The sequence below is a fragment of the Arsukibacterium sp. genome (assembly GCF_033722355.1).
Taxonomy (GTDB): domain Bacteria; phylum Pseudomonadota; class Gammaproteobacteria; order Enterobacterales; family Alteromonadaceae; genus Alishewanella.
Map to the genome: position 1 here is coordinate 1 of NZ_JAWVZF010000021.1, position 20,811 is coordinate 20,811.

Here is a 20,811-nt window from a genome sequence, read left to right on the forward strand (position 1 = left end):
CCTGCTGCAGATTGAGCAGCAGCTGGCCGCACATCCCCTGTTCAGTAGCGGGTTAATCCACGGTTTGCGGATCCCGGGGCTTTGGAATAGCTGGGAGGCGGGGGTCAGAGCTATTCTTGGTCAGCAGGTAAGCGTAGCCGGAGCCCGCACTCAGCTTAACCGGCTGGTACAGGCATTGGGCACTGAATTTGCTGAAGGTAAAACATTGTTTCCAAGCCCTGAGACAGTCCTTGGCAGTGAGTTACAGATGATTAAAGTGCCGGCGTTACGCCGGCAAACCCTGCGTGATTTGGCGGCCTTTGTGCTAGCTGAGCCTGACGCCAGTCCGCAGCGCTGGCTCAGTATTAAAGGCATTGGTCCCTGGACAGTAAACTATGCCAGAATGCGCGGCCTTGGCGAAAGTGATATCTGGCTGGCGGGTGACTTAGGTATTCAAAAAGCACTGGTCCGAAATCAGCAAACTGCCGCTGACAATGCCGGGCTGGCACCATGGCGCAGCTATGCTACTTTTCAGCTCTGGTGTCAGACAGGAGGGTGAACATATGTATCAGCAAACCATTAGTTGTCCGTTAGGTCAGGTGCAGATTTACGCCACTGACAACGGGATTTGCGAGATTTATCTTGGATTTAAAACAGCAACAGCTGACAGGCCATCAGTGTTGACTAAAGAGGCTGCCCGGCAGTTAGCACACTACTTTGCCGGTAGTCTTACTCAATTTAATCTGCCACTGACCGCTAGCGGGACAGCGTTTCAGCAGCAAGTCTGGCGGGCACTTTCAGCACTGCCCTTCGGCCAGACCTGCAGTTATGCCGATATTGCCCGGGAAATCGCCAATCCTAAGGCGGTAAGGGCTGTCGGCGCTGCTAATGGTAAAAACCCAATCGCTATCGTGGTGCCCTGCCACCGGGTGATTGGCAGCAATGGCAGTCTTACCGGCTATGCCGGTGGCCTAACGAACAAAGCCTGGCTGTTAGAGCACGAATATCAGATAACTAAAAACGCGCAGGATCACTAACGACGCCCACATTCGTGCAGGTATAAAAAAGCCGGGCAATGCCCGGCGACACTAAAGCGCCGCTGCCTAATAGCGACGCCCGGGCAGCGCCCTATCAGAACTGATAAGAAACCCCAAACCGGAATTCATTTTTAATATCACCACTGTTAAGCGCCAGGTTGCCGCGCACGGCCCAGGCAGGGCTCAGGAAATAAGCAATGCCGGCAGCCAGACTGCCATGATCATCATACACGCTGTGGTATGTGGCTTCGCTGTACAGTTCTACTTGCGGCGTCAGCGGATGACGCAACCCCACACCGGCATAAGCCCCGGTTTCATCCGCATCGCCAGACCAGTTTTCAACACCCGCTAACAGATAGGTCTGGGTATCAGGTGAAAAGTCCAGCTTGCCACTCATCAGGTAATTTAAGCCAGCCTTCAGCTGATTGGCATCGAACGGGCCTTCGGAAAGACTGGCATAGCTGGCATCAGCTACCCAGTTACGGTTCAACCGGAACGACCCTTCAATATAAGGACCATCGCCAGCAGCATCGGTGTATCCTGCGCCTACGTAATCCCAAACCGGGTTTGCCATGCTCGTTGCGCTTACTGTCATTGCCACCAGGGCGGATGCTACTAATAATTTTTTCATTGTGTTACTCCATTACTTAATTTAACTGAAACAGTCAGTGTCGCAATTCGGTGTAGCTTAGCCCTTCAGACTTAACAGCTGCTGAACTCAGTGGCGCTGGCGGTAATCTTTCAGTTTTTTCGAACGGATAATCGGCAAAAATGGCATTTTATATTCTGATTAGTTGAGCTTTAATACACCAACACCTTATTGAGGCTGGAGCAGCTGATGCGTAACCGCAGTTTACAACACATTATTCCCGCTATGTCGGTATCAGATGGTGCCGGCGTGAAAATCAAACGCAGTCTAGGCCTGAATCCTCAGTTGCGCTTTGACCCATTTTTAATGCTCGATTGCTTTGGCTCTGAGCAGGCAGATGACTATATTAAAGGCTTTCCTGCTCATCCGCATCGTGGCTTTGAAACCGTTACCTATATGCTGGACGGTCATATGTTGCATGAAGATCATCTGGGTAATAAGGGCCATTTAAAAAGTGGTGGCGTACAATGGATGACCGCCGGTCGCGGCATTATTCACTCTGAAATGCCCCAGCAGGAACAGGGGCTGATGCGCGGATTTCAGCTCTGGTTAAATCTGCCGGCGGCCGAGAAAATGAAACCTGCTGCCTATGTTGATATCAGTCCGCAGCAAATACCGCAGGTCGAGGTCGCGACCGGCGTCAGGGTCAAAGTCATCGCCGGCTCCTTTACCTCTGACACCTCGACCGTTACCGGCCCGATCACTGGTTTAAGCACTGAACCGATATTTTATGATATCCGGATGACGGCAGGAACCGAGCTGAAAGTGTTGTTACCGGCTGAACATCATGCCGTGCTTTATCCTTTTGCAGGCAGCGTCGCGGTGAAAAAGGCTGATAACCTTGAGCAGTTAAAGGAGCATCATGCCGGTTTATTAAACCAGGGCGAACATTTAACTCTGGTCGCCAATAGTGAAGTCAGCTTAATCTTACTGGCCGGTAAACCTATTGCAGAGCCAGTGGTGCAATATGGTCCTTTTGTTATGAACAGCAACGCTGAAATTGAACAAGCGATTCGTGACTACCAGCGAGGTGAACTGACCGCGGGCGGTCCGGCCACGCAAATTAAGCTCAATAACCCTGCCTGAGCCTGATTAACAGAGGATTTTCCGGCGCCGGGCCATTATACTAGCGTTTTTAGTACAGAGGCCCAGTTATGAAATTGTTTGGTATTATCGGTGCAATGGAACCTGAAGTCGCGCTGCTCAAGCAACAGCTTAGCGCAGCTGTCACCGAGCAGGTAGGTCATTGTCAGTTTGTGCGTGGTCAGCTGGCAGGTAACGAGGTTGTCATTGTCCAGTCCGGTATAGGTAAAGTGGCTGCAGCCGTTGCCACCACATTACTAATTGATCACTTTAAACCCGATTGTATTATCAACACCGGTTCGGCCGGCGGCTTTGACCCACAACTGAGTGTTGGTGATATCGCCATTGGTACGGAAGTTCGTCATCATGATGTTGATGTCACTGCCTTTGGTTATGAATACGGTCAGGTACCGCAAATGCCCGCAGCCTATATTGCTCATCCGGCACTGGTCAGTGCCGCTGAAAAAACCATTACCAGCCTGGGTTTTTGTAAAACCAAATCTGGCCTGATCACGACCGGCGACAGTTTTATGTGTGATCCAACGCGGATAGCCCAGACCCGGGCCCGTTTTCCGGCAATGCTGGCAGTGGAAATGGAAGGTGCCGCTATCGCTCAGGTCTGCCATATGCTGAACACGCCTTTTGTGGTGATCCGAAGCTTAAGTGACATAGCCGGTAAAGAATCGCCGGTGTCTTTCGAGGCCTACCTTGAAGTTGCCTCCAAAAACAGTTCAGCCATGGTAGTGGCGTTGCTCAGTCAGTTAAGTGCGGTTGAGTTATAATGCACTTTTTTGCTGCCAGATGAGTTTCGCATAATGCAATGGCTTAGCACGCTGCCTCCCTGGCCTATGCTGGCACTACTGGCTTTGCTGGCAAGCCGTTGGTTAACGCTGCCGGGCGCCCGCGCACCTTTTGCCGGCCTGGCAGTGTTAATGCAGCAACTGGCGAAAAAGGTGCACCCGGATATCAACCGAAGTCAGTTTCAGCAGCAACTGTCAGGCACCCTGGCATTGTTGCTGGTCATCGGCCTGGGGTTAGCTATCATGTTTGGTTTTTATCTGGTATCAGAACTCCCGCTGGTACTGGATGCGATTATTCTATATTTCTGCCTTGGCAGCAGGTTTACCCTGCAACAGGCTGCTGCGGTTGCTGACAGTCTTAACCGACAGCAACTGACGCTGGCCCGGGAACGGGCGAAGCCGCTTTTGCTGCGCGACCGGCATAATTTATCCGCGATGGGACTGAGTAAAGCCTGTATAGAAAGTGTACTGCATTTTAATGCAGCCCAGCTGATAGCAGTGTTGTTCTGGTTTTTAATCGGTGGTGGTTTAATGGCGCTGGGCTACACCCTGCTGCAGGTAGCAGCCCGCCAGTGGAACAGTAAGCTAGCTTATTATCGCTATTTTGGTCGTATGGCAGCACTTGGCTATCAGCTGGCGGTGGCGCCGGGCCTGATTATTTCAACGTTATTGCTGGCCATCCAAACCGGTATAGCGGCAGCCTGGCGCAACTATCGCCAGGCTGGCACCCTTTATCTGAATATGCCAAGCCGCCTGCTGCTGGCCGCTGGCGCCAGCGCACTGAACTGCAAATTGGGTGGCCCGGCCTTTTACGCCGGCAGTAAAATATCCCGCCAGCGCCTGGGTAATGGCAGAGAACCCACTGCCAACGATATCTTACGGGCGATACGACTGGTAAACGCTCAGCAGACTGCCCTGATTATCTTATTCTGCAGTGCCTTAGCCCTTTATATTGCCAGCATTTTATTAGCGGCCTGAGTGGTTTAAATTATATGCTGTTAGCGGCGCACTCTGCACTGGACAAGGCTGGTATAGTCGGTATAAGGTCTGTCGCAGCAAAATAGCTGTAGAACTAAAAAATGATATAAAGCTGCCGGAGTAAAAAATTACGTGATATTCAGAGTTGAGCTGTTGCCTGAACAAAGCAGGGGCTTTATCAGAGCCCTGTTGTCTGGCTTGTTGTTGATCTTTTCCGGCTTGGCTTTCGCCCAGAAACCGCTGTTACAACCACTGACCCCGGATCAGGGCTTGTCGCAAGGCACTGTGCATCATTTGATGATCGACAACAATGGCTTTTTATGGGTGGCAACCGAAGGCGGTCTTAACCGCTTCGATGCCAATAAAGTCACCCATATGCAGGCAAATGATCATCAGTTAAACGATATTATGTTTAGCAAGGTAATTGAAGATCAGCAAGGCCGGATCTGGGCGCTTGCCGATTATATGGGCTTATATCTGTATGATGAACAGAGCAGTGTGTTTAATCTGTTCTGGGCAATCCCGGTTGGCTATGAAACCACAGATTATCGGCAGCTTGTCGATGTCATTGATGAAAATTCGGAGCATTTATTATTTATACTGGATGATGAAGTGCACCGGCTACATAAAAGCAGCGGCCACAGCACCCGGCTATTTTCTCTGAAAGAATTTAACATTGATGATAGCTGGCTCAGAACGCTGTTTTTACACGATGATTTTCTTTATATCGGCTTTCGCGGTGGCTTAATTCAATATCATCTGCCAACGGCCAGGTCACACTTTCTGCCATACCTTGATGAGCAAAATGCTACGGCTGACCAGCGCCATGTGAAGCACCTAAGCGTGGCAGCCGGCCGCTTATATATCGGCACAGTAGAAGGGTTATACAGCCTGGATTTGGCTGATATCACAGCGCTGAATGACGAGCAGCACGTTAATGCTGTACCGTTCCAAAGCCAGCTGCATATTGCCAATTACAATATCTGGCAGGTATTGTGGCAGGACAATGAAGCGCTGATTGCCACCGAGCAGGGGCTGTTTAATTTCAGCAGCGACGATAATACCATCCAGCTGGTACTTCGTTTCAGTGACAGCGACCTTGATCTTTATGACAATAATGTCATTGACATTGTTGCTGATGATTTCGGGGGTTACTGGCTGGCCTCCCGGGACGATGGTGCATTTTACTGGCACCCCCGGACGCTGGCTTTTACTCATATCAGCCGGCAAAGCACGCTTGGCAAACAGCTTAGTAATGACAAAGTTTATCAAGTTGCCGCGGATAACCAGAATAATTTATGGATAGGCACTGCCAATGGTCTGAATAAACTGAACCTAGCTACCGGCGTTACCGAACGTTTTTTTGTCTCTGATGACCCTAAAGCAATCTGGCATGCCGGCACTATTACACAGGTTTTTTTCGACCCGAATAATCCTGTGTGGTTATGGTTGGTAACAGCAGAAGGTTTACAACTATTCGATACCGTCAGCAACACATTACTACCCTTGCCTCTGGCCAATGAAGAAGCGCGCAAGTTATTAGGTTACAGTTATTATTATCTGCATAATGAACAGAGCCAGAGTCAGCTTTATTTCCATCAGGACGCTAAGGTTTACCGCTACCTACCGGCAAAAGGCACGTTAACCGAACTGGAGCTTTTTCAGCAGCTACCGATGCGCTATTACTATGGTATTGTCGGCGCGTTACCGGGTAAAACCGGCGAACTGCTGGTCACCGTGTCAGGTCAATTATGGGTTTATAATAGCCAGCTTAATCAAATCCGTTTGCTGTATCAGGCCAGCCCTTACCAACCTGAACTGCCGCATTCCGCCGACCAGATGGTGCTCGATGATTATGGCACTCTGTGGCTTGGTATCAATGGCATTGGTTTACTGGGCTTTGACAGTGAATCACTGCAATTAAAGCACCATTTCAGCACAGACAATAAATTAATTGCGCAGCAGGTATATGCTCTGCAAAAAGACAGTGCCGGCGATATCTGGTTCTCATCCCATAGTGGCCTGAGTAAATTACAACCCGATACCCTGCAGTTAGAACATTTCAGTAAATCAGATGGCTTAAGAGTTCACGAGTTTAATGGTTCAGCATCGGCCAAATTACCCGACGGCCGGCTGGCTTTTGGCAGTATGCGCGGTGTCACGCTGCTGAACCCGGCCAAACTGGCCAGCCCGGAACCGCGGCCGAATGTTAATATTACTGATATCAGTGTACTCAGCGGTAACTTTGAAAATCGCAGTGGGCTATTGAATAATAAGGAATTTAAGCTGGACCACGAAAATGTCGGTATCCAGCTGCAGTTCAGTGCGATGCATTTTCGGGATAACCATAAAATGCGATACCGCTTCTGGCTGGAAGGCCCCAGTACCTTGTACTACCCGGAACAAAAAGCCAATTATGTGGTATTTCCAACACTGCGTCCCGGTAATTATCAGTTTAATGTGGTGGCAATTGCACCTCACACCGGCCTTGAAAGCGAAGTTAGTGCCGTAACGCTGCGTATTGCCCCGGCGCCCTGGCGCTCGGCCTGGGCGCTGACTCTTTATGCTGTTATTGGCTTGAGTCTGCTGTACCACGTTTACCGGCTGCGCCGCAAGCAACAGCGCCTGATCAGTGAAGCGCATCAGGAAGTCGCAACCAGTGAGCAGCGATTAAAGCAGGCGCTGGCATCAGTTGACAGCGGCGCTTTTGAATGGCGGGCCGGTAAAGACAGTTTATACGGCTCCAGAATGCAGTTAATGCTGGGCTATGGCGATCTGATGAATACCATTACGCTGCAACAGCACCTTTCGCTTATCCATCCGGAAGATCGGGCAAATTACCAGCAGCAATGGCAACGCTTTTTACATCAGCCCGAAAGTAACTTTGATATCACCTACCGCTTGAAACATAAAGACGGCCACTGGCTATGGTTCCGGGATCAGGGCCGGGCTACCGAGCTCGATAATAATCAGCAAGTTTCCACTGTTACCGGCACGTACAGTAATATTACCGAAACCCGCGCCAATATGGAGAAAGCCAAGCTGTTTGGCGAAGCTTTTCAGCAAACCCGGGACTGGGTGGTAATACTTGATAACAAACAGCGGGTCATTGCAGCTAATCAGTCGTTTTCTACTGCCTTTGGCAGTGTTGAGCAATATCTGGATAACCCCCGGACTCATCATCTTGGAATTAGCCTGGTCCGGCGGCGGTTTTACACCAAACTATTGCAGGAACTGACAGCCGGTGCTCACTGGCAGGGGGAAGAGCAGGTTATTACACCGGATGGGCGCGAGCGCCCCACCCTGATCAATATCAGCGCTATTGGTGAGCAGACTGTAGCCTTTTACGTACTGGTATTTACCGATATTACCGCCCAGAAAATGGCGGAAGAAGAGTTACGCTACCTGGCTAACTACGATGCCTTAACCGGTTTACCCAACCGCGCCTTGCTGATGGACCGCATTCTGCATGCGATGGAACAGTCCAGGCGCGAGAAAAAGTCACTGGCACTGTGTTTTATCGATTTGGATAAGTTTAAACAGGTTAACGATTCGCTGGGGCACGATATTGGCGATTTGCTGTTAAAAGAAGTGGCCCGTCGGCTTCAGCTGTCCTTACGTGAGCGTGATACGGTCGCCCGGCTGGGGGGCGATGAGTTTGTGGTCTTACTTGAAGGATACCGCCGTGGTGAAAATGTCAGCATGGTGGCCCGTAAAATGTTGTCGGTAGTCAGTGAACCCATGCAGTTAGGGCCTCATACCGTAGGTGTGTCCCCCAGTATTGGTATTGCCTTGTATCCGGATGATGCACTGACCGCCCAGGAACTGCTGAAACATGCGGATGTGGCAATGTACCACGCCAAAGAAGCAGGCCGTAATAACTTCCAGTTCTTTACCAATGAAATGAATGAAAAAGCGCATATGCAGCTGGCAAGAGAAACCCGGCTGCGTAAGGCACATCAGCACAATGAATTTTTTAATGTTTATCAGCCGATTGTCGATAGCAGCCAACAGAAAATGGTGGGGGCAGAAGTACTGATGCGCTGGCAAAGTGCTGACGGTATCATCTCGCCGGTTGAGTTTATTCCATTGGCAGAAGAATTACGGCTTATCGTCAGTATGACCCAGCAATTGCTGGAGCGGGCGTTGGCTGATTTAAGCCAGTGGCGGCAACACGGCATTGATATTTACCTGTCAGTCAATTTAGCCACCCAGCATCTGGAACAGACTAACCTGGCAAGCCACACTGCTTCGTTATTAAATAAATATCAGCTGCCTGCCAGTTGCCTGCGGTTTGAAGTCACCGAAAGTGCGTTGATGAACGACCAGCACAGCGCAATTGAAACCATGCTGGCACTAAGTGCACTTGGCGTTCAGCTGGCGCTTGATGACTTTGGCACCGGTTACTCATCACTGAAATACTTAAAACAACTGCCAATAGATGCCATTAAAATTGACCGTAGTTTTGTCAGTGATATCGGTATTGATAAAAGTGATGAGACGATTATTGATGCCATGCTCAGCATGGCCAGCAGTCTGGGGATGTATTGCATTGCCGAAGGTGTGGAAACCACCGAGCAACTGGCTTTTTTTACTGAGCGTCACTGCACATTAATTCAGGGTTATTTATATTCAAAACCGCTGACAGCAGAGCAAATACCCCAGTTCTGGCAGTACGGTGTCGCCGACCAGAGCTGCAGCTAAGCGGCAGATCGGGTGCCCACTGCGACTAAATTAATTGAGCTGCTCGTTCTGGGCAGCCACAGCCTGCTATACTGCGCAGCCCGTTATTCTCCGCTGCCAGGAATCTTATGCAACCTCATCTGCTAAAAGGCGCATTGCTGCTACTATTGGCAGAAGCCTGTTTTGCCGGTATTGGTGCAGTTGTAAAATACAGTAGTGGCATGGCGAGCGAGGCACAGATAGTGTTTTTCCGAAATCTGTTCGCCCTGATCCTGATGTTGCCCTTTTTGTACCGGCATGGCTTTGCCATGCTGAAAACCCAACGCTGGCATTTGCATGTAAGCCGGGCGCTGACCGGTCTGGTATCAATGTATTGCTTCTTCTACGTACTCTCGCAATTGCCACTGGCGCAGGCGATGATGGTCATTATGCTGTCTCCTTTTATTGTGCCGATTCTGGCTCGTTTTTGGTTGAACGAGCGCCCAAGCAGGCTAACCCGCTTTGGTATTGCGCTGGGCTTTATCGGCGTTATGCTGGCACTGCCAAGCACTGAGCCGGGTTTAAATCTGGTGTTGCTGCTGGCGCTATTCGCTGCTTTTCTGGTCGCGATTACCAAAACCACGATCAGAGCAATGGCCAGCACGGAGTCAGCGGTACGGATCGTGTTTTATTTTTCGCTGCTGACCGCGCTGTTATCCGCGATACCGGTGCCTTTTTACTGGCAACCGCTTGCCGCTGAAATATGGCTGGCTTTTATTGCAATGGGTATTCTGGCAGCAATTGGTCAGCTGGCCATGACCCGGGCTTTTGCCATTGCCCCTGCCAGTGATATAGGTATGTGGACTTACAGCAGTGTGCTGTTTGCCGGGGCTTTTGGCTATTTATTCTGGCAGGAGCCGGTGACCTTCAGCTGGCTGGCCGGCGTGATCATCATTTTTTATGCCGGTTATGTTACGACCCGGCAACGGCTTTTTTAACGAGCCGGCCAAAGCCGGTAAAAGCTTTTAGCAACGGTGCTGGCACTGCGGCGACGAACAGGCTAAAATACGCTCCCTTTTTCAGACGCGACAACACAGGTAACGACCAACAATGGGCAAAAAGCTGCACATTAAAACCTGGGGCTGCCAGATGAACGAGTATGACTCGTCAAAAATGGCAGACCTGCTGGATGCAACACATGGCTATACGCTGACCGAGGAAGCGGAAGAGGCAGATGTTATTCTGCTTAACACCTGCTCGATCAGGGAAAAGGCTCAGGAAAAAGTGTTTCACCAACTGGGTCGCTGGCGTCCGTTAAAAGAGAAAAATCCAGACTTAATTATCGGCGTTGGTGGCTGCGTGGCTTCTCAGGAAGGCAAAGCAATCCGTGACCGGGCACCTTTTGTCGATATTGTATTCGGCCCGCAAACTTTGCACCGGCTGCCTGAAATGATTAACTCAGTACGCGGTTCACACTCGCCGGTCGTGGATGTGTCGTTTCCGGAAATTGAGAAGTTTGACCGTCTGCCTGAGCCCAAAGCCGAGGGCCCGACTGCTTTCGTATCTATTATGGAAGGCTGCTCTAAGTACTGCACCTTCTGCGTAGTGCCCTACACCCGTGGCGAGGAAGTCAGCCGGCCACTGGACGATGTGCTGTTTGAAGTCGCTCAGCTGGCTGCACAGGGTGTGCGGGAAGTAAACCTGCTTGGTCAGAACGTTAATGGCTACCGCGGTGAAACCCATGATGGCAATATTTGTCACTTTTCTGAGTTATTACGCCTGGTAGCAGCCATTGATGGTATTGACCGGATCCGTTATACCACATCTCACCCGATTGAATTCAGTGACGATATTATTGAAGTTTACCGTGATGTGCCGGAACTGGTTGATCATTTACACCTGCCGGTTCAGTCCGGTTCTGATCGGATTTTGAATCTGATGAAACGTGGTCATACTGCCCTGGAATATAAAGCGCAAATCCGCAAACTGAAAAAAATCCGGCCGAACTTAAGTATGTCGTCCGATTTTATTATAGGCTTTCCCGGCGAAGATGACGCTGATTTCCAGGCAACGATGGATCTTATTCAGGCCATTGATTTTGATATGAGCTTCAGTTTTATTTACAGTGCCCGCCCTGGTACACCGGCTGCAGATTTGCCTGATGATGTCAGTGAGGAAACCAAAAAGCAGCGGCTGTACATACTGCAGGACAGGATCAATCAGCAGGCACTGAAAATTGCCCGGAATATGCTCGGTAGTGAGCAACGTATCCTGGTTGAAGGCCCCTCGAAAAAGAATATTATGGAGCTGACCGGCCGCACCGAAAACAATCGCGTGGTTAACTTTGAAGGCTCACCAGAGATGATTGGTCAGTTTGTCGATGTGAAAATTACCGATGTTTTCAGTAATTCTCTGCGCGGTGAGTTAATCCGCACTGAGGCCGAAATGGGACTGCGCCGCGAAGTGGCCCCGGCCCAGATTTTAGCAAGACAACCCAAAGTCGACGCTTTGGGTGTCACAACCTTTATGCCCTGAGCCGGCGCCAACCGCGAGTAAACTATTGAACACTGATAATCTGAATGTAGCTGAACTGGTACTGGAACCGGCCGATAATAACAGACTGAACCTGCTTTGCGGCCCCTACGACGATAATTTAAAACATATTGAGCGGCGGTTGCTGGTTGATATCAGTTACCGGGATAACCGCTTTAAAATAGCCGGTCCTGATGTCAATGTGGCAGCTGCCACTGATATCCTGCTCCAGTTGTTTCAGCTTACCGCTGGCGGGCGTCAGCAGGCTGCAGCTATCAGTCCGGAGCAGGTACATCTTACCATTAGTGAAAACTTTGATATTCAGTATCAGACCGATAATGGCAGCCGGGGTGACTTCAGCCTGAAAACCAAAAAAGGCTTAATCAAAGCCCGCAATCCGAATCAGGCCAGTTATGTTGCTAATGTGCTCAGCCACGATGTGAGCTTTGGTATTGGCCCGGCTGGTACCGGCAAAACTTACCTGGCGGTGGCCTGTGCTGTCGACGCGCTGGAGAGCGGCCTGGTAAAACGAATAGTGTTAACCCGGCCGGCCGTGGAAGCTGGAGAAAAGCTGGGTTTTTTACCCGGTGATCTGGCTCAGAAGGTTGATCCTTATCTGCGACCGTTGTACGACGCCTTGTTTGAAATGCTCGGTTTTGAAAAAGTAGAAAAGTATCTGGAACGCGGCATTATTGAAATTGCGCCTCTGGCCTATATGCGCGGCCGGACGCTGAATGATGCTTTTATTATTCTTGACGAAAGCCAGAACACCACCACAGAACAGATGAAAATGTTTTTAACCCGGATTGGTTTCAGTGCCAAAGCGGTTATCACCGGTGATATTACTCAGGTTGATTTGCCGCGCGGCCAGTATTCCGGCTTGAAACACGCCATTGACGTGCTGAGTGATGTAACAGAAATCAGCTTTAATTTCTTCAATGCCAAAGATGTGGTCCGCCATCCAATCGTTCAGCGTATTGTGCAGGCTTATGAAGCTCACGAAGCCTCAAAACTGCTGAGTAAAACTGACTAATGAGTATTGTACTTGATTTGCAGTTAGCAACCTCTGCTGCCGCTATTCCTGCTGCAGATGACTTTCAGCGTTGGCTTAATGCAGCAATTGCGCCTTTTCAGGACGACGCAGAAGTCACCGTGCGGATCGTTGATAATGCCGAAAGCCAGCAGCTTAATTTGCAGTACCGCAATAAAGACAAACCCACCAATGTCCTTAGTTTTCCCTTTCAGGCACCACCTGGCCTTACCCTGCCACTGCTGGGCGATTTGGTGATATGTGCTCCGGTGGTCGAGACAGAAGCAGCAGAGCAGCACAAGTTACCAATCGATCACTGGGCCCATATGGTGATACATGGTTGCTTGCATTTATTGGGTTTTGACCATATAAATGACGACGATGCTGCAGAAATGGAAGCCGAGGAAATTCAGATCCTGGCCAGTCTGGGTATCAGCAACCCCTATTTATTGGATGATAATTAGGTTTATTTTCTTTAACGGAGCATAAGTTCACTAATGAGTGACGATAACCCCCACTCTAGCCGCGGTTCTGCCGGCAAAACCTGGTTAGAACGCATAGCCAGTATTTTCAGTGCAGAACCACAGGACATTTCAGACCTGGAAGATATCATAAGCGAAGCGGGTAGCCGCGAACTTATAGATAGTGATACCAAAAGTATGCTACAGGGCGTACTGGATGTATCAAAAATGCGGGCCCGCGATATTATGGTCCCCCGTTCACAAATGGCGACCATCGACATCGAACAGCCTGTCAGTGCCTTTTTACCTATTTTGCTCGAAAATAATCACAGCCGTTATCCGGTCGTCAACGAAGATAAAGATCACGTTGAGGGGATTTTGCTGGTGAAAGACTTGCTGCAGTATGCGCTGGATCCTAATCAGACTGACTGGCATATCCGTGAGTTTCTGCGCCCGGCAGTCATTATTCCGGAAAGTAAGCGGGTAGATGCCCTGTTAAAAGAGTTTCGTCAGAAACGCTATCATATGGCCATTGTCGTAGATGAATATGGTGGTGTGTCGGGGCTGGTGACCATTGAAGATATTCTGGAACAAATCGTCGGTGAAATTGAAGATGAACATGACGATGAAGAAGACAATGATATTAAGAAAATGGCATCCCGGGTTTTTCAGGTTAGCGCGCTAACCCCACTCGATGAGTTTAATGAAAGCTTTAATACCGCCTTTGACGAGGAAGATGCCGATACCATTGGCGGTATTGTGCTGCATGCATTTGGTCATATGCCTGAGCGCGGTGAAAGTATTCAGCTTGGTGATCTGACGTTTAAAGTCAGTAAAGCAAACAGTCGCCGTCTGCTGCAGCTGCAGGTGATAAAAGCCAAGGAAAGTATGACAACTGAGGATGCCGGATCATAGCTACGCTTACTGTTAAAAGTGCTGGCATAGCGCTGATGCTGGCCGCTGCCGGCGCCTTAAACACCCTGGCATTTACGCCGTTCACCCTGTGGTGGCTGCCCTTTTTTACCCTGGCATTGTTAGTTATCGCAATACACCATGCCAGGCATTGGCGTCAGGCATTGCTGGCTGGCTTCTGCTTTGGTCTGGGCTGGTTTGGTGTCGGTATCAGTTGGGTACATGTCAGTATTGATCAGTTTGGCGGTTTACCGCTGATTGCCAGTCTCGGCTTGATGGCGTTACTGGTCGCTTATCTTGCGTTATTCCCGGCTCTGGCGGCAATATTAAGCTACTGGCTCAGCAACACAGCACGTAATACGGGTTATTTCAGTTTGCTGATTTTCGCCGCCAGTTGGACAACAGCCGAATGGTTACGTAGTTTTTTTCTGACCGGTTTTCCATGGTTATCTTTGGGTTACAGTCAGACATCAGCGGGTTTAGCCGCTTATGCACCGCTTATCGGCGAAACCGGTATTACTTTTATGCTGGCAACTGTTGCTGCCGCACTGGCCCGGCTTTATCTGCCTGGTGCGGTCATCAAACGGGTGACACCAGTCGTATTAGCGGCACTGGTAATCGCGACAGCGCCGTTGCTGGACAGTCTCAGAGGCTGGCAATACAGTGACCGTAGTGTCAACGTTGTTATGATACAGGGGAATATTAAACAGGCGTTACGTTGGCAGCCTGAGCAGGAGTGGCCTACGATGCTCAAATACCTGGATTTGACCCGACCTCACTTTAGTACAGCAGACATTATTATCTGGCCCGAAGCAGCCATTCCACAGTTGGAACCACTGGCGGAAGTTTTTCTTGATAACCTGAATAAAGCTGCCTTTTACAACAATACTGCCTTAATTACCGGTATCCTCGATTATCATTCTGCAACAGAACAAGCCTGGAATAATTTAATTGTGCTGGGTAAAGACAGGGCGTCTGCGACAGAAGGGCACTATTTTTATGGGCATGCCAACCGGTTCAGTAAACATCACTTGCTGCCGGTTGGCGAGTTTGTGCCCTTTGAAAATTGGTTACGGGCGCTGGCACCCATTTTCGATTTACCGATGAGCTCATTTAGCCGGGGCAGCTATGTGCAGCCTAATCTGCTGGCCAATGATTACCAGTTACTCAGCGCAATCTGTTTTGAAATTGCTTTCCCACGTCAGATCCGGGCAAATTTGACGAACCAGACTGATTTTATTCTGACAGTCAGTAATGATGCCTGGTTTGGCGATAGTATTGGTCCGCACCAGCACCTGCAAATTGCCAGAATGCGTGCCAGGGAATTTGGTAAACCTGTACTGCGGGCGACGAATAATGGTATTACCGCGACAATTAACCCCGATGGCTCTGTCCGTCAACGCCTGCCGCAATTTCAGGAAGCCGTGTTATCTGATACGGTACCACTCAGTGCTGGCCGCACCGGGTATGCACGCTTTGGCGACTGGCCACTTGCCCTCTGCTGTCTGCTGATATTCGTGCTGGCCGGCCTCAGACGGAGCTACTGAAATCTTTGCTTTACGCCACGCCGACGGATCCACTAAACTGGCGTTTCCAAATATGCTGACAGGCTCAGAAAAACAATGAAAGTGTTTCTCAGAATAGCGATGTGTGCATTGCTCTTTGGTAATACATTGTTTGCCAGTCGTGCTGAGTCTGAATTTACTATTATTTATGCGGCCGAGATGGCCGAAGTGAATCATCCACAAGCCAGTTTTGCTCACCTTGCAACTTTACTGAATCAACATCGCAGTGATGATCAGCCGGTTTTTTTTCTGTTTGGCGGTGGCAGCATTGGCCCGAGTCCATTAGGCTTTTTTGACCACGGCGCCCATATTATTGATATTCTGAATACGCTTAACCCCGATGCTATGGCCATATCACATCGTGATTTTGCCTATTTTTCAGAGGAGTTATCACAGCGGGCTTATGAAGCCGCATTCCCTTTAGTGCTCAGTAATCTGTATGATCCAATGACCGAGAGTAATCTGGATGGTCTGACAAACAGTATCCTGGTGCAGCAGGGCGCAATTAAGCTCGGGGTTATTGCCGTTGTCGCCCCCTATGTCGTTCAGCAATATGCCTTAGAGCGGTTGCAGATCATCGCTGCTGAACAAGCAATAAAGGTGCAGGCTCAGAGACTCAGGGCTCAGGGTGCCGATCTGCTGGTCCTGATGCACACTGCGGAACTGGAATTCTTACCCCAACTGCTGGCTGATGGCATTATTGAGCTGGCATTTCGGAATAATTATGATGGCCAGCAATTATTGCCAGAACAGCCCAATATTATTTTACAACAGCAACTGAATCAGGCGCTGGTTATTAACGCTAAGCTTGATAAGAGCCATCAGCTGACCAACCTTAAGACCCGTTATGTTGATTTGGCGACTCTACCGGCAGATCCTCAGGTTTCCGCTCAAATCGCTGAGCACAGTCAACGCTTGCAATTACTGCTGCAGGAGCCGCTTGGCCACAGCGCAGTAAGTTTTACGACGTTACGAAGTGAATTACGAAATCGCGAAAATGCCTTTGCCAATTTTATTGCCGATACCCTGCAACGTTATACCGGCGCAGAGCTGGCATTTATTAACAGCGGTTCCATTCGTGGTGTCAGAGATTACCCTGCGGGTACTTTGCTGACCCGTGGCGATATACTGGCTGAGCTGCCTTTTCGGAATACCCCGGTATTACTGGAGCTGAGCGGACAGGATATTATTAGTGTGTTCGAGCATGGCCTCAGTGGGCTGGATAATCAGCGGGGGTTTTTCCTGCATGGTGCCGGCATTACTTTATATTTTGATAGCTCTGCACCTTCCGGCAGCAGAATAAAACAGTTACTGATAAACGGTGAGCCGGTTGTCAACAGTAAAATATACAAAGTGGCTACACTGCAATATCTGGCAGAGGGCGGGGACGGCTTTGACCTGCTTAGCAGAAGAAGCAGACTGGATTTCTTTAACCCCGACGATCGCAACATCGCCGACATTATTGCTGCCGCCATAAAAAAACAGCATAGCATCGAACTGGTCACTGACGGTCGTTTGCGGGATATCAGTCAGCAGGGACAGCCATGAGTCTTTTCCGTAAGAGGTACTACTCCAGCGCCCGCTTGTTATTTGCATCTTTGCTACTGATTTTACTGTTATTTATGTTGCTCAGCTTACTGTTTTATCATCGCTTGCAACAGGCACAGCAAATTGTGGAAGATGTGGCTGAACATGCCGTTCCTGCTGTACTGGAAGCCAGTCAGGTTCATGAAAAAGTCAAAGAGCTTAACCTGCAATCAGAGCTGTTGCGGGACGCTGTCAGTCAGGCTGCACGCGCCAGGGCATCACAACAGATCAGTCAGATTATCGTACAGATAAGTAGTCTGGATCATCAACAGTATGTCCAGCATCAATATCAGCAGCAGAGACTGCAGCTAATAGCAGATGAAGCACGGAGTCTGGACATGCTGATTGCTGAACGCCTGGTATTGCAGCAGCGCAACCGGCAATGGCTGGAAAAGCTCACCGAATTGCAACAGTTAAACCAGCGGTTAAGCCAGCAGCTAATTCATAGCCCGGCGAGCCAGCGCTGGTTACTGGCATACGCCGGTTTATTACAGCAGGTTACCGCTTTGTATAGTATCGACCGGTTATATAACCTGCGCCAGAGCCGTACTGAGTTACTTAACCAGTTATCCGTAAACCAGCAATTGCTCAGTCAGCTGAGCGAGCAAAACCAGCTGGACGCCAGGCCTCTTACTGAGCAGCTCAGTACCGTACTATTATCAGATCAGGGTATTCTGGCGTTACGTGAGGCCGAACTGAGCAATATTGCCAGAGCCACCGGCAAAGCCAATTTTTTGCGTACTCTGGTGACGGACTACGCCAGTGAAACCGAGCTGAATGCTTACCAGTCTGCCGCATCACTAATGCAGTTAAGCCAGCAATCATCAAGTGCCCTGCAAAGACAAAACCAATACAGTTTTGCCCTGGCAATAGCAGCCATCGTGCTGTTAATCGCTATTATGCTATACACCCAGAAACGGGTTATCAAACGATTAAAATTACTCAATGAAAAAGTGCAGGCTGGTGGTAATTTTGCTGGTGACGACAGATTATTTACCAGTAACGATGAAATTGCTGATATTGCCCGCTCTTTTACCCAGTACAGCAATACCGTCGCAGCCCAGCAAACCGCTCTGGAGCGCCAGTCGTTGACTGACGGTCTAACTGGTATTGCCAACCGGCGCCACTTCGACAGCCAGCTGCGCAGTGCAGTGGCAATGGCTAAACGGATGCAACAACCGTTAGCGCTGATTTTACTGGATGTCGATCATTTCAAAGCCTATAACGACAGTTATGGTCATCTGGCAGGTGATGATACGTTAAAAGCGATTGCGAACACGTTATCAGACACGTTACAACGGCAAATTGATATGGTTGCCCGCTATGGTGGCGAGGAGTTTGCCTGTATTCTACCCAACACCGGACCAGAGCAGGCAATGATCATGGCTGAACAGTTGCGGCTGGAAGTTCTGGCGTTGATGCTGCCCCATCATGCGAGCCCGACCGCTGGATTTATCACCATTAGTCTTGGTGTCTCCTGCCTGTTACCCGGCCAGGATATTAATGACAATATACTCCTGAATCAGGCGGATAAAGCACTTTATCAGGCGAAAACCGAAGGCAGAAACTGCGCCGTTCTGGGTTAGCGCCGGCGTCTGCCACCTTTTATACTTTTGCTTCACCTGCCTTTACAATTTAATACAATTTTGTTGTTGCTTTAGGGAATACTAAAAAGTCCTTGCATTTCTTTGCAAATAAAGTCAATTTAAACACCGATGAAGGCAATGCGTTTTGCGCTTAATCGCCAATTATCCACGATAAAATTATTAAAGAACTCTGCAGAGTCATTTACAGCAACAGCTTGGAAGGAAGTACTAAATGAAATATTCCAGAATTACCCCCATTACCGCCGCCACTTTACTTGCACTGGGTCTGTCGGTTCAGGCTCAGGCATCAGACCGTTTTATCATTCAGGTAGATAACCAGAACAAAGGTCTGGTAAAGGCATTAGCCGTCCGGCTGGGTGGTCAGATTGAAGTTGACTCTGATGGCTTTATTGCTGCCACTTTCAGTGGCCACGATCTTAATTCAGTTAAAGGTTTACTGAATAATCCGCATATTAAGCTGATAGAAACTGACAATAGACGCTATCCCACGGCCTTATTTAATGACGATGCGGGTAACCCGGAAACACAACAGTTAACGCCTTATGCGGTTTATCAGTCGCAGGCAAATCAGGTTGGCTTAAATTTAGGTAACGCTAAGCGGGTGTGCGTAATTGATTCAGGGCTTGCCCGCGATACCGGCGAAACCGGCGGCGGCAATAACGACTTTGACTGGTCCAATATTACCGGTAGCAGCGATTCAGGCACCGGCGACTGGTTCCGTGACGGTGGCCCGCACGGCACCCATGTTGCCGGTACTATCGCCGCCGCTAATAACGGTTTTGGCGTAGTCGGGATGGCACCAGGCAACCCGATGCACATCATAAAAGTATTTAACGATGCTGGCTGGGGATACTCTTCTGATCTGGCCCATGCCGCTAATCTGTGTGCCCAGAACGGTGCTGAAATTATCAGTATGAGTTTAGGTGGCGGTGGTGCCAATAGCACTGAAGAAAACGCTTTTAATACCTTTACCAGTAACGGCGGTTTAGTGCTGGCAGCAGCAGGCAATGATGGTAACACTACCCGTTCATACCCTGCCGGCTATGCTTCAGTCATGATGATTGGTGCAAACGACGCCAACAACAATATTGCGACGTTCTCACAATATCCGTCCTGTACAGTGACCTCTGGCCGCGGCAAAAACGCGACCACCACCACCGACGATGGCTATTGTGTAGAAGCAACCGCAGGCGGTGTTGATACCTTATCAACCTACCCTGCAGGCGGCACGTCACTTGTGACCGCAACGGCTGACGGTGTCGGTTTTAGTGCAGCGCCAACAAATAACACCGGTAACCTGAACGGCGCAACTTACCATATGGGATTAGCTTCAGCGACTGACGCTGGTGCAAACGGTAAAATCTGTACGATTGACCGTGGTAGCATCTCTTTTGCTGACAAAATTAATAACTGTGCAAACTCTGGAGGTATCGGCGCTGTTATCATTAACAACGTTGCTGGCGAAGGTCCGGTTTATATGGATGTAACGGGTGTGACTACTACTATCCCTGCCTATGGCGCAGCTTTAGAAGCACGTAGCAACATCATGGGCGCGGCTAACATTACTATCTCATCGTCAGCCAGCGATTACGGTTATATGAGCGGTACCTCAATGGCAACGCCTGCCGTTGCAGGCGTGGCGGCACTGGTTTGGTCTAACTTCCCAAGCTGCAGCGGCACTGAAATCCGCAATGCGTTAAAAGCAACCGCACAGGATTCAGGTGCTGCAGGTAAAGATGTTTACTTCGGCTACGGTATCGTCAAAGCGAAAGCGGCTTACGATTATCTGACTGCTAACGGCTGTACCGGCAGCACTGGTGGTGGTACCGGTGGTGATACCGGTGGCGATACCGGCGGCAGCTGTAAAGGCGGCCCGAGAAAGTGTGGCTAAATTGACCTTCTGATAAAAAGCCGATGCAATTGCATCGG

The 20,811-nt window shown here is 49.6% G+C and carries 16 protein-coding genes; 15 read left to right on the forward strand and 1 reads right to left on the reverse strand.

The window, feature by feature from the left end; genetic code table 11:
* Together R3177_RS04070 and R3177_RS04075 are read left to right on the forward strand one after the other, a co-directional pair.
* The coding region (locus R3177_RS04070; RefSeq protein WP_413229063.1) for a DNA-3-methyladenine glycosylase family protein at positions 1-538 on the forward strand (538 nt) is incomplete at its 5' end.
* Positions 539-542: 4 nt separating this feature from the next.
* Positions 543-1,016, forward strand: coding sequence for a methylated-DNA--[protein]-cysteine S-methyltransferase (locus tag R3177_RS04075; protein ID WP_318969761.1), 474 nt, complete (start codon positions 543-545; stop codon positions 1,014-1,016).
* Between the two features lie 94 nt (positions 1,017-1,110).
* Here R3177_RS04075 and R3177_RS04080 read toward each other — a convergent pair whose 3' ends face one another.
* Positions 1,111-1,647, reverse strand: a complete 537-nt coding sequence (locus R3177_RS04080) for a hypothetical protein (protein ID WP_318969762.1) — start codon at positions 1,645-1,647, stop codon at positions 1,111-1,113.
* A gap of 207 nt (positions 1,648-1,854) precedes the next feature.
* Between R3177_RS04080 and R3177_RS04085 the strand changes: the two genes are divergently transcribed.
* The 13 genes from R3177_RS04085 (at position 1,855) to R3177_RS04145 (ending at position 20,773) form a co-directional block, all read left to right on the forward strand.
* On the forward strand, positions 1,855-2,751 hold the full coding sequence (locus R3177_RS04085; protein WP_318969763.1) for a pirin family protein: 897 nt from the start codon (positions 1,855-1,857) through the stop codon (positions 2,749-2,751).
* A 68-nt stretch (positions 2,752-2,819) separates the two neighbouring features.
* Positions 2,820-3,530, forward strand: a complete 711-nt coding sequence (gene mtnN / locus R3177_RS04090) for a 5'-methylthioadenosine/S-adenosylhomocysteine nucleosidase (RefSeq protein WP_318969764.1) — start codon at positions 2,820-2,822, stop codon at positions 3,528-3,530.
* 33 nt (positions 3,531-3,563) lie between these two features.
* Positions 3,564-4,526 carry a cobalamin biosynthesis protein gene (locus R3177_RS04095; RefSeq protein WP_318969765.1) on the forward strand — a complete coding sequence of 321 codons (963 nt, stop codon included), beginning with the start codon at positions 3,564-3,566 and terminating at the stop codon, positions 4,524-4,526.
* 132 nt (positions 4,527-4,658) lie between these two features.
* Positions 4,659-9,230 (forward strand): EAL domain-containing protein, encoded by a 4,572-nt coding sequence (locus R3177_RS04100; protein ID WP_318969766.1) that lies wholly within the window; start codon positions 4,659-4,661, stop codon positions 9,228-9,230.
* A 107-nt stretch (positions 9,231-9,337) separates the two neighbouring features.
* Positions 9,338-10,186, forward strand: coding sequence for a DMT family transporter (locus R3177_RS04105; protein ID WP_318969767.1), 849 nt, complete (start codon positions 9,338-9,340; stop codon positions 10,184-10,186).
* Between the two features lie 112 nt (positions 10,187-10,298).
* Positions 10,299-11,723: a tRNA (N6-isopentenyl adenosine(37)-C2)-methylthiotransferase MiaB gene (gene miaB, locus R3177_RS04110; RefSeq protein ID WP_318969768.1), complete on the forward strand. Its 1,425-nt coding sequence runs from the start codon at positions 10,299-10,301 to the stop codon at positions 11,721-11,723.
* Between the two features lie 25 nt (positions 11,724-11,748).
* Positions 11,749-12,753, forward strand: coding sequence for a PhoH family protein (locus tag R3177_RS04115; RefSeq protein WP_318969769.1), 1,005 nt, complete (start codon positions 11,749-11,751; stop codon positions 12,751-12,753).
* Positions 12,753-13,214, forward strand: a complete 462-nt coding sequence (ybeY, locus tag R3177_RS04120) for an rRNA maturation RNase YbeY (protein WP_318969770.1) — start codon at positions 12,753-12,755, stop codon at positions 13,212-13,214. The genes R3177_RS04115 and ybeY overlap by 1 nt, the downstream gene beginning before the upstream one ends.
* A gap of 33 nt (positions 13,215-13,247) precedes the next feature.
* On the forward strand, positions 13,248-14,126 hold the full coding sequence (locus R3177_RS04125) for an HlyC/CorC family transporter (protein ID WP_318969771.1): 879 nt from the start codon (positions 13,248-13,250) through the stop codon (positions 14,124-14,126).
* 35 nt (positions 14,127-14,161) lie between these two features.
* Positions 14,162-15,670 carry an apolipoprotein N-acyltransferase gene (gene lnt / locus R3177_RS04130; protein WP_318969772.1) on the forward strand — a complete coding sequence of 503 codons (1,509 nt, stop codon included), beginning with the start codon at positions 14,162-14,164 and terminating at the stop codon, positions 15,668-15,670.
* Between the two features lie 75 nt (positions 15,671-15,745).
* Positions 15,746-17,236 carry a bifunctional metallophosphatase/5'-nucleotidase gene (locus tag R3177_RS04135; RefSeq protein ID WP_318969773.1) on the forward strand — a complete coding sequence of 497 codons (1,491 nt, stop codon included), beginning with the start codon at positions 15,746-15,748 and terminating at the stop codon, positions 17,234-17,236.
* Complete coding sequence (locus R3177_RS04140) at positions 17,233-18,861, forward strand: GGDEF domain-containing protein (RefSeq protein WP_318969774.1); 1,629 nt, start codon at positions 17,233-17,235, stop codon at positions 18,859-18,861. The genes R3177_RS04135 and R3177_RS04140 overlap by 4 nt, the downstream gene beginning before the upstream one ends.
* 232 nt (positions 18,862-19,093) lie before the next feature.
* The gene (locus R3177_RS04145) at positions 19,094-20,773 is read left to right on the forward strand and encodes a S8 family serine peptidase (protein WP_318969775.1); all 1,680 of its coding nucleotides are present in this window, start codon (positions 19,094-19,096) and stop codon (positions 20,771-20,773) included.
* The last annotated feature ends 38 nt before the right edge of the window (positions 20,774-20,811 follow it).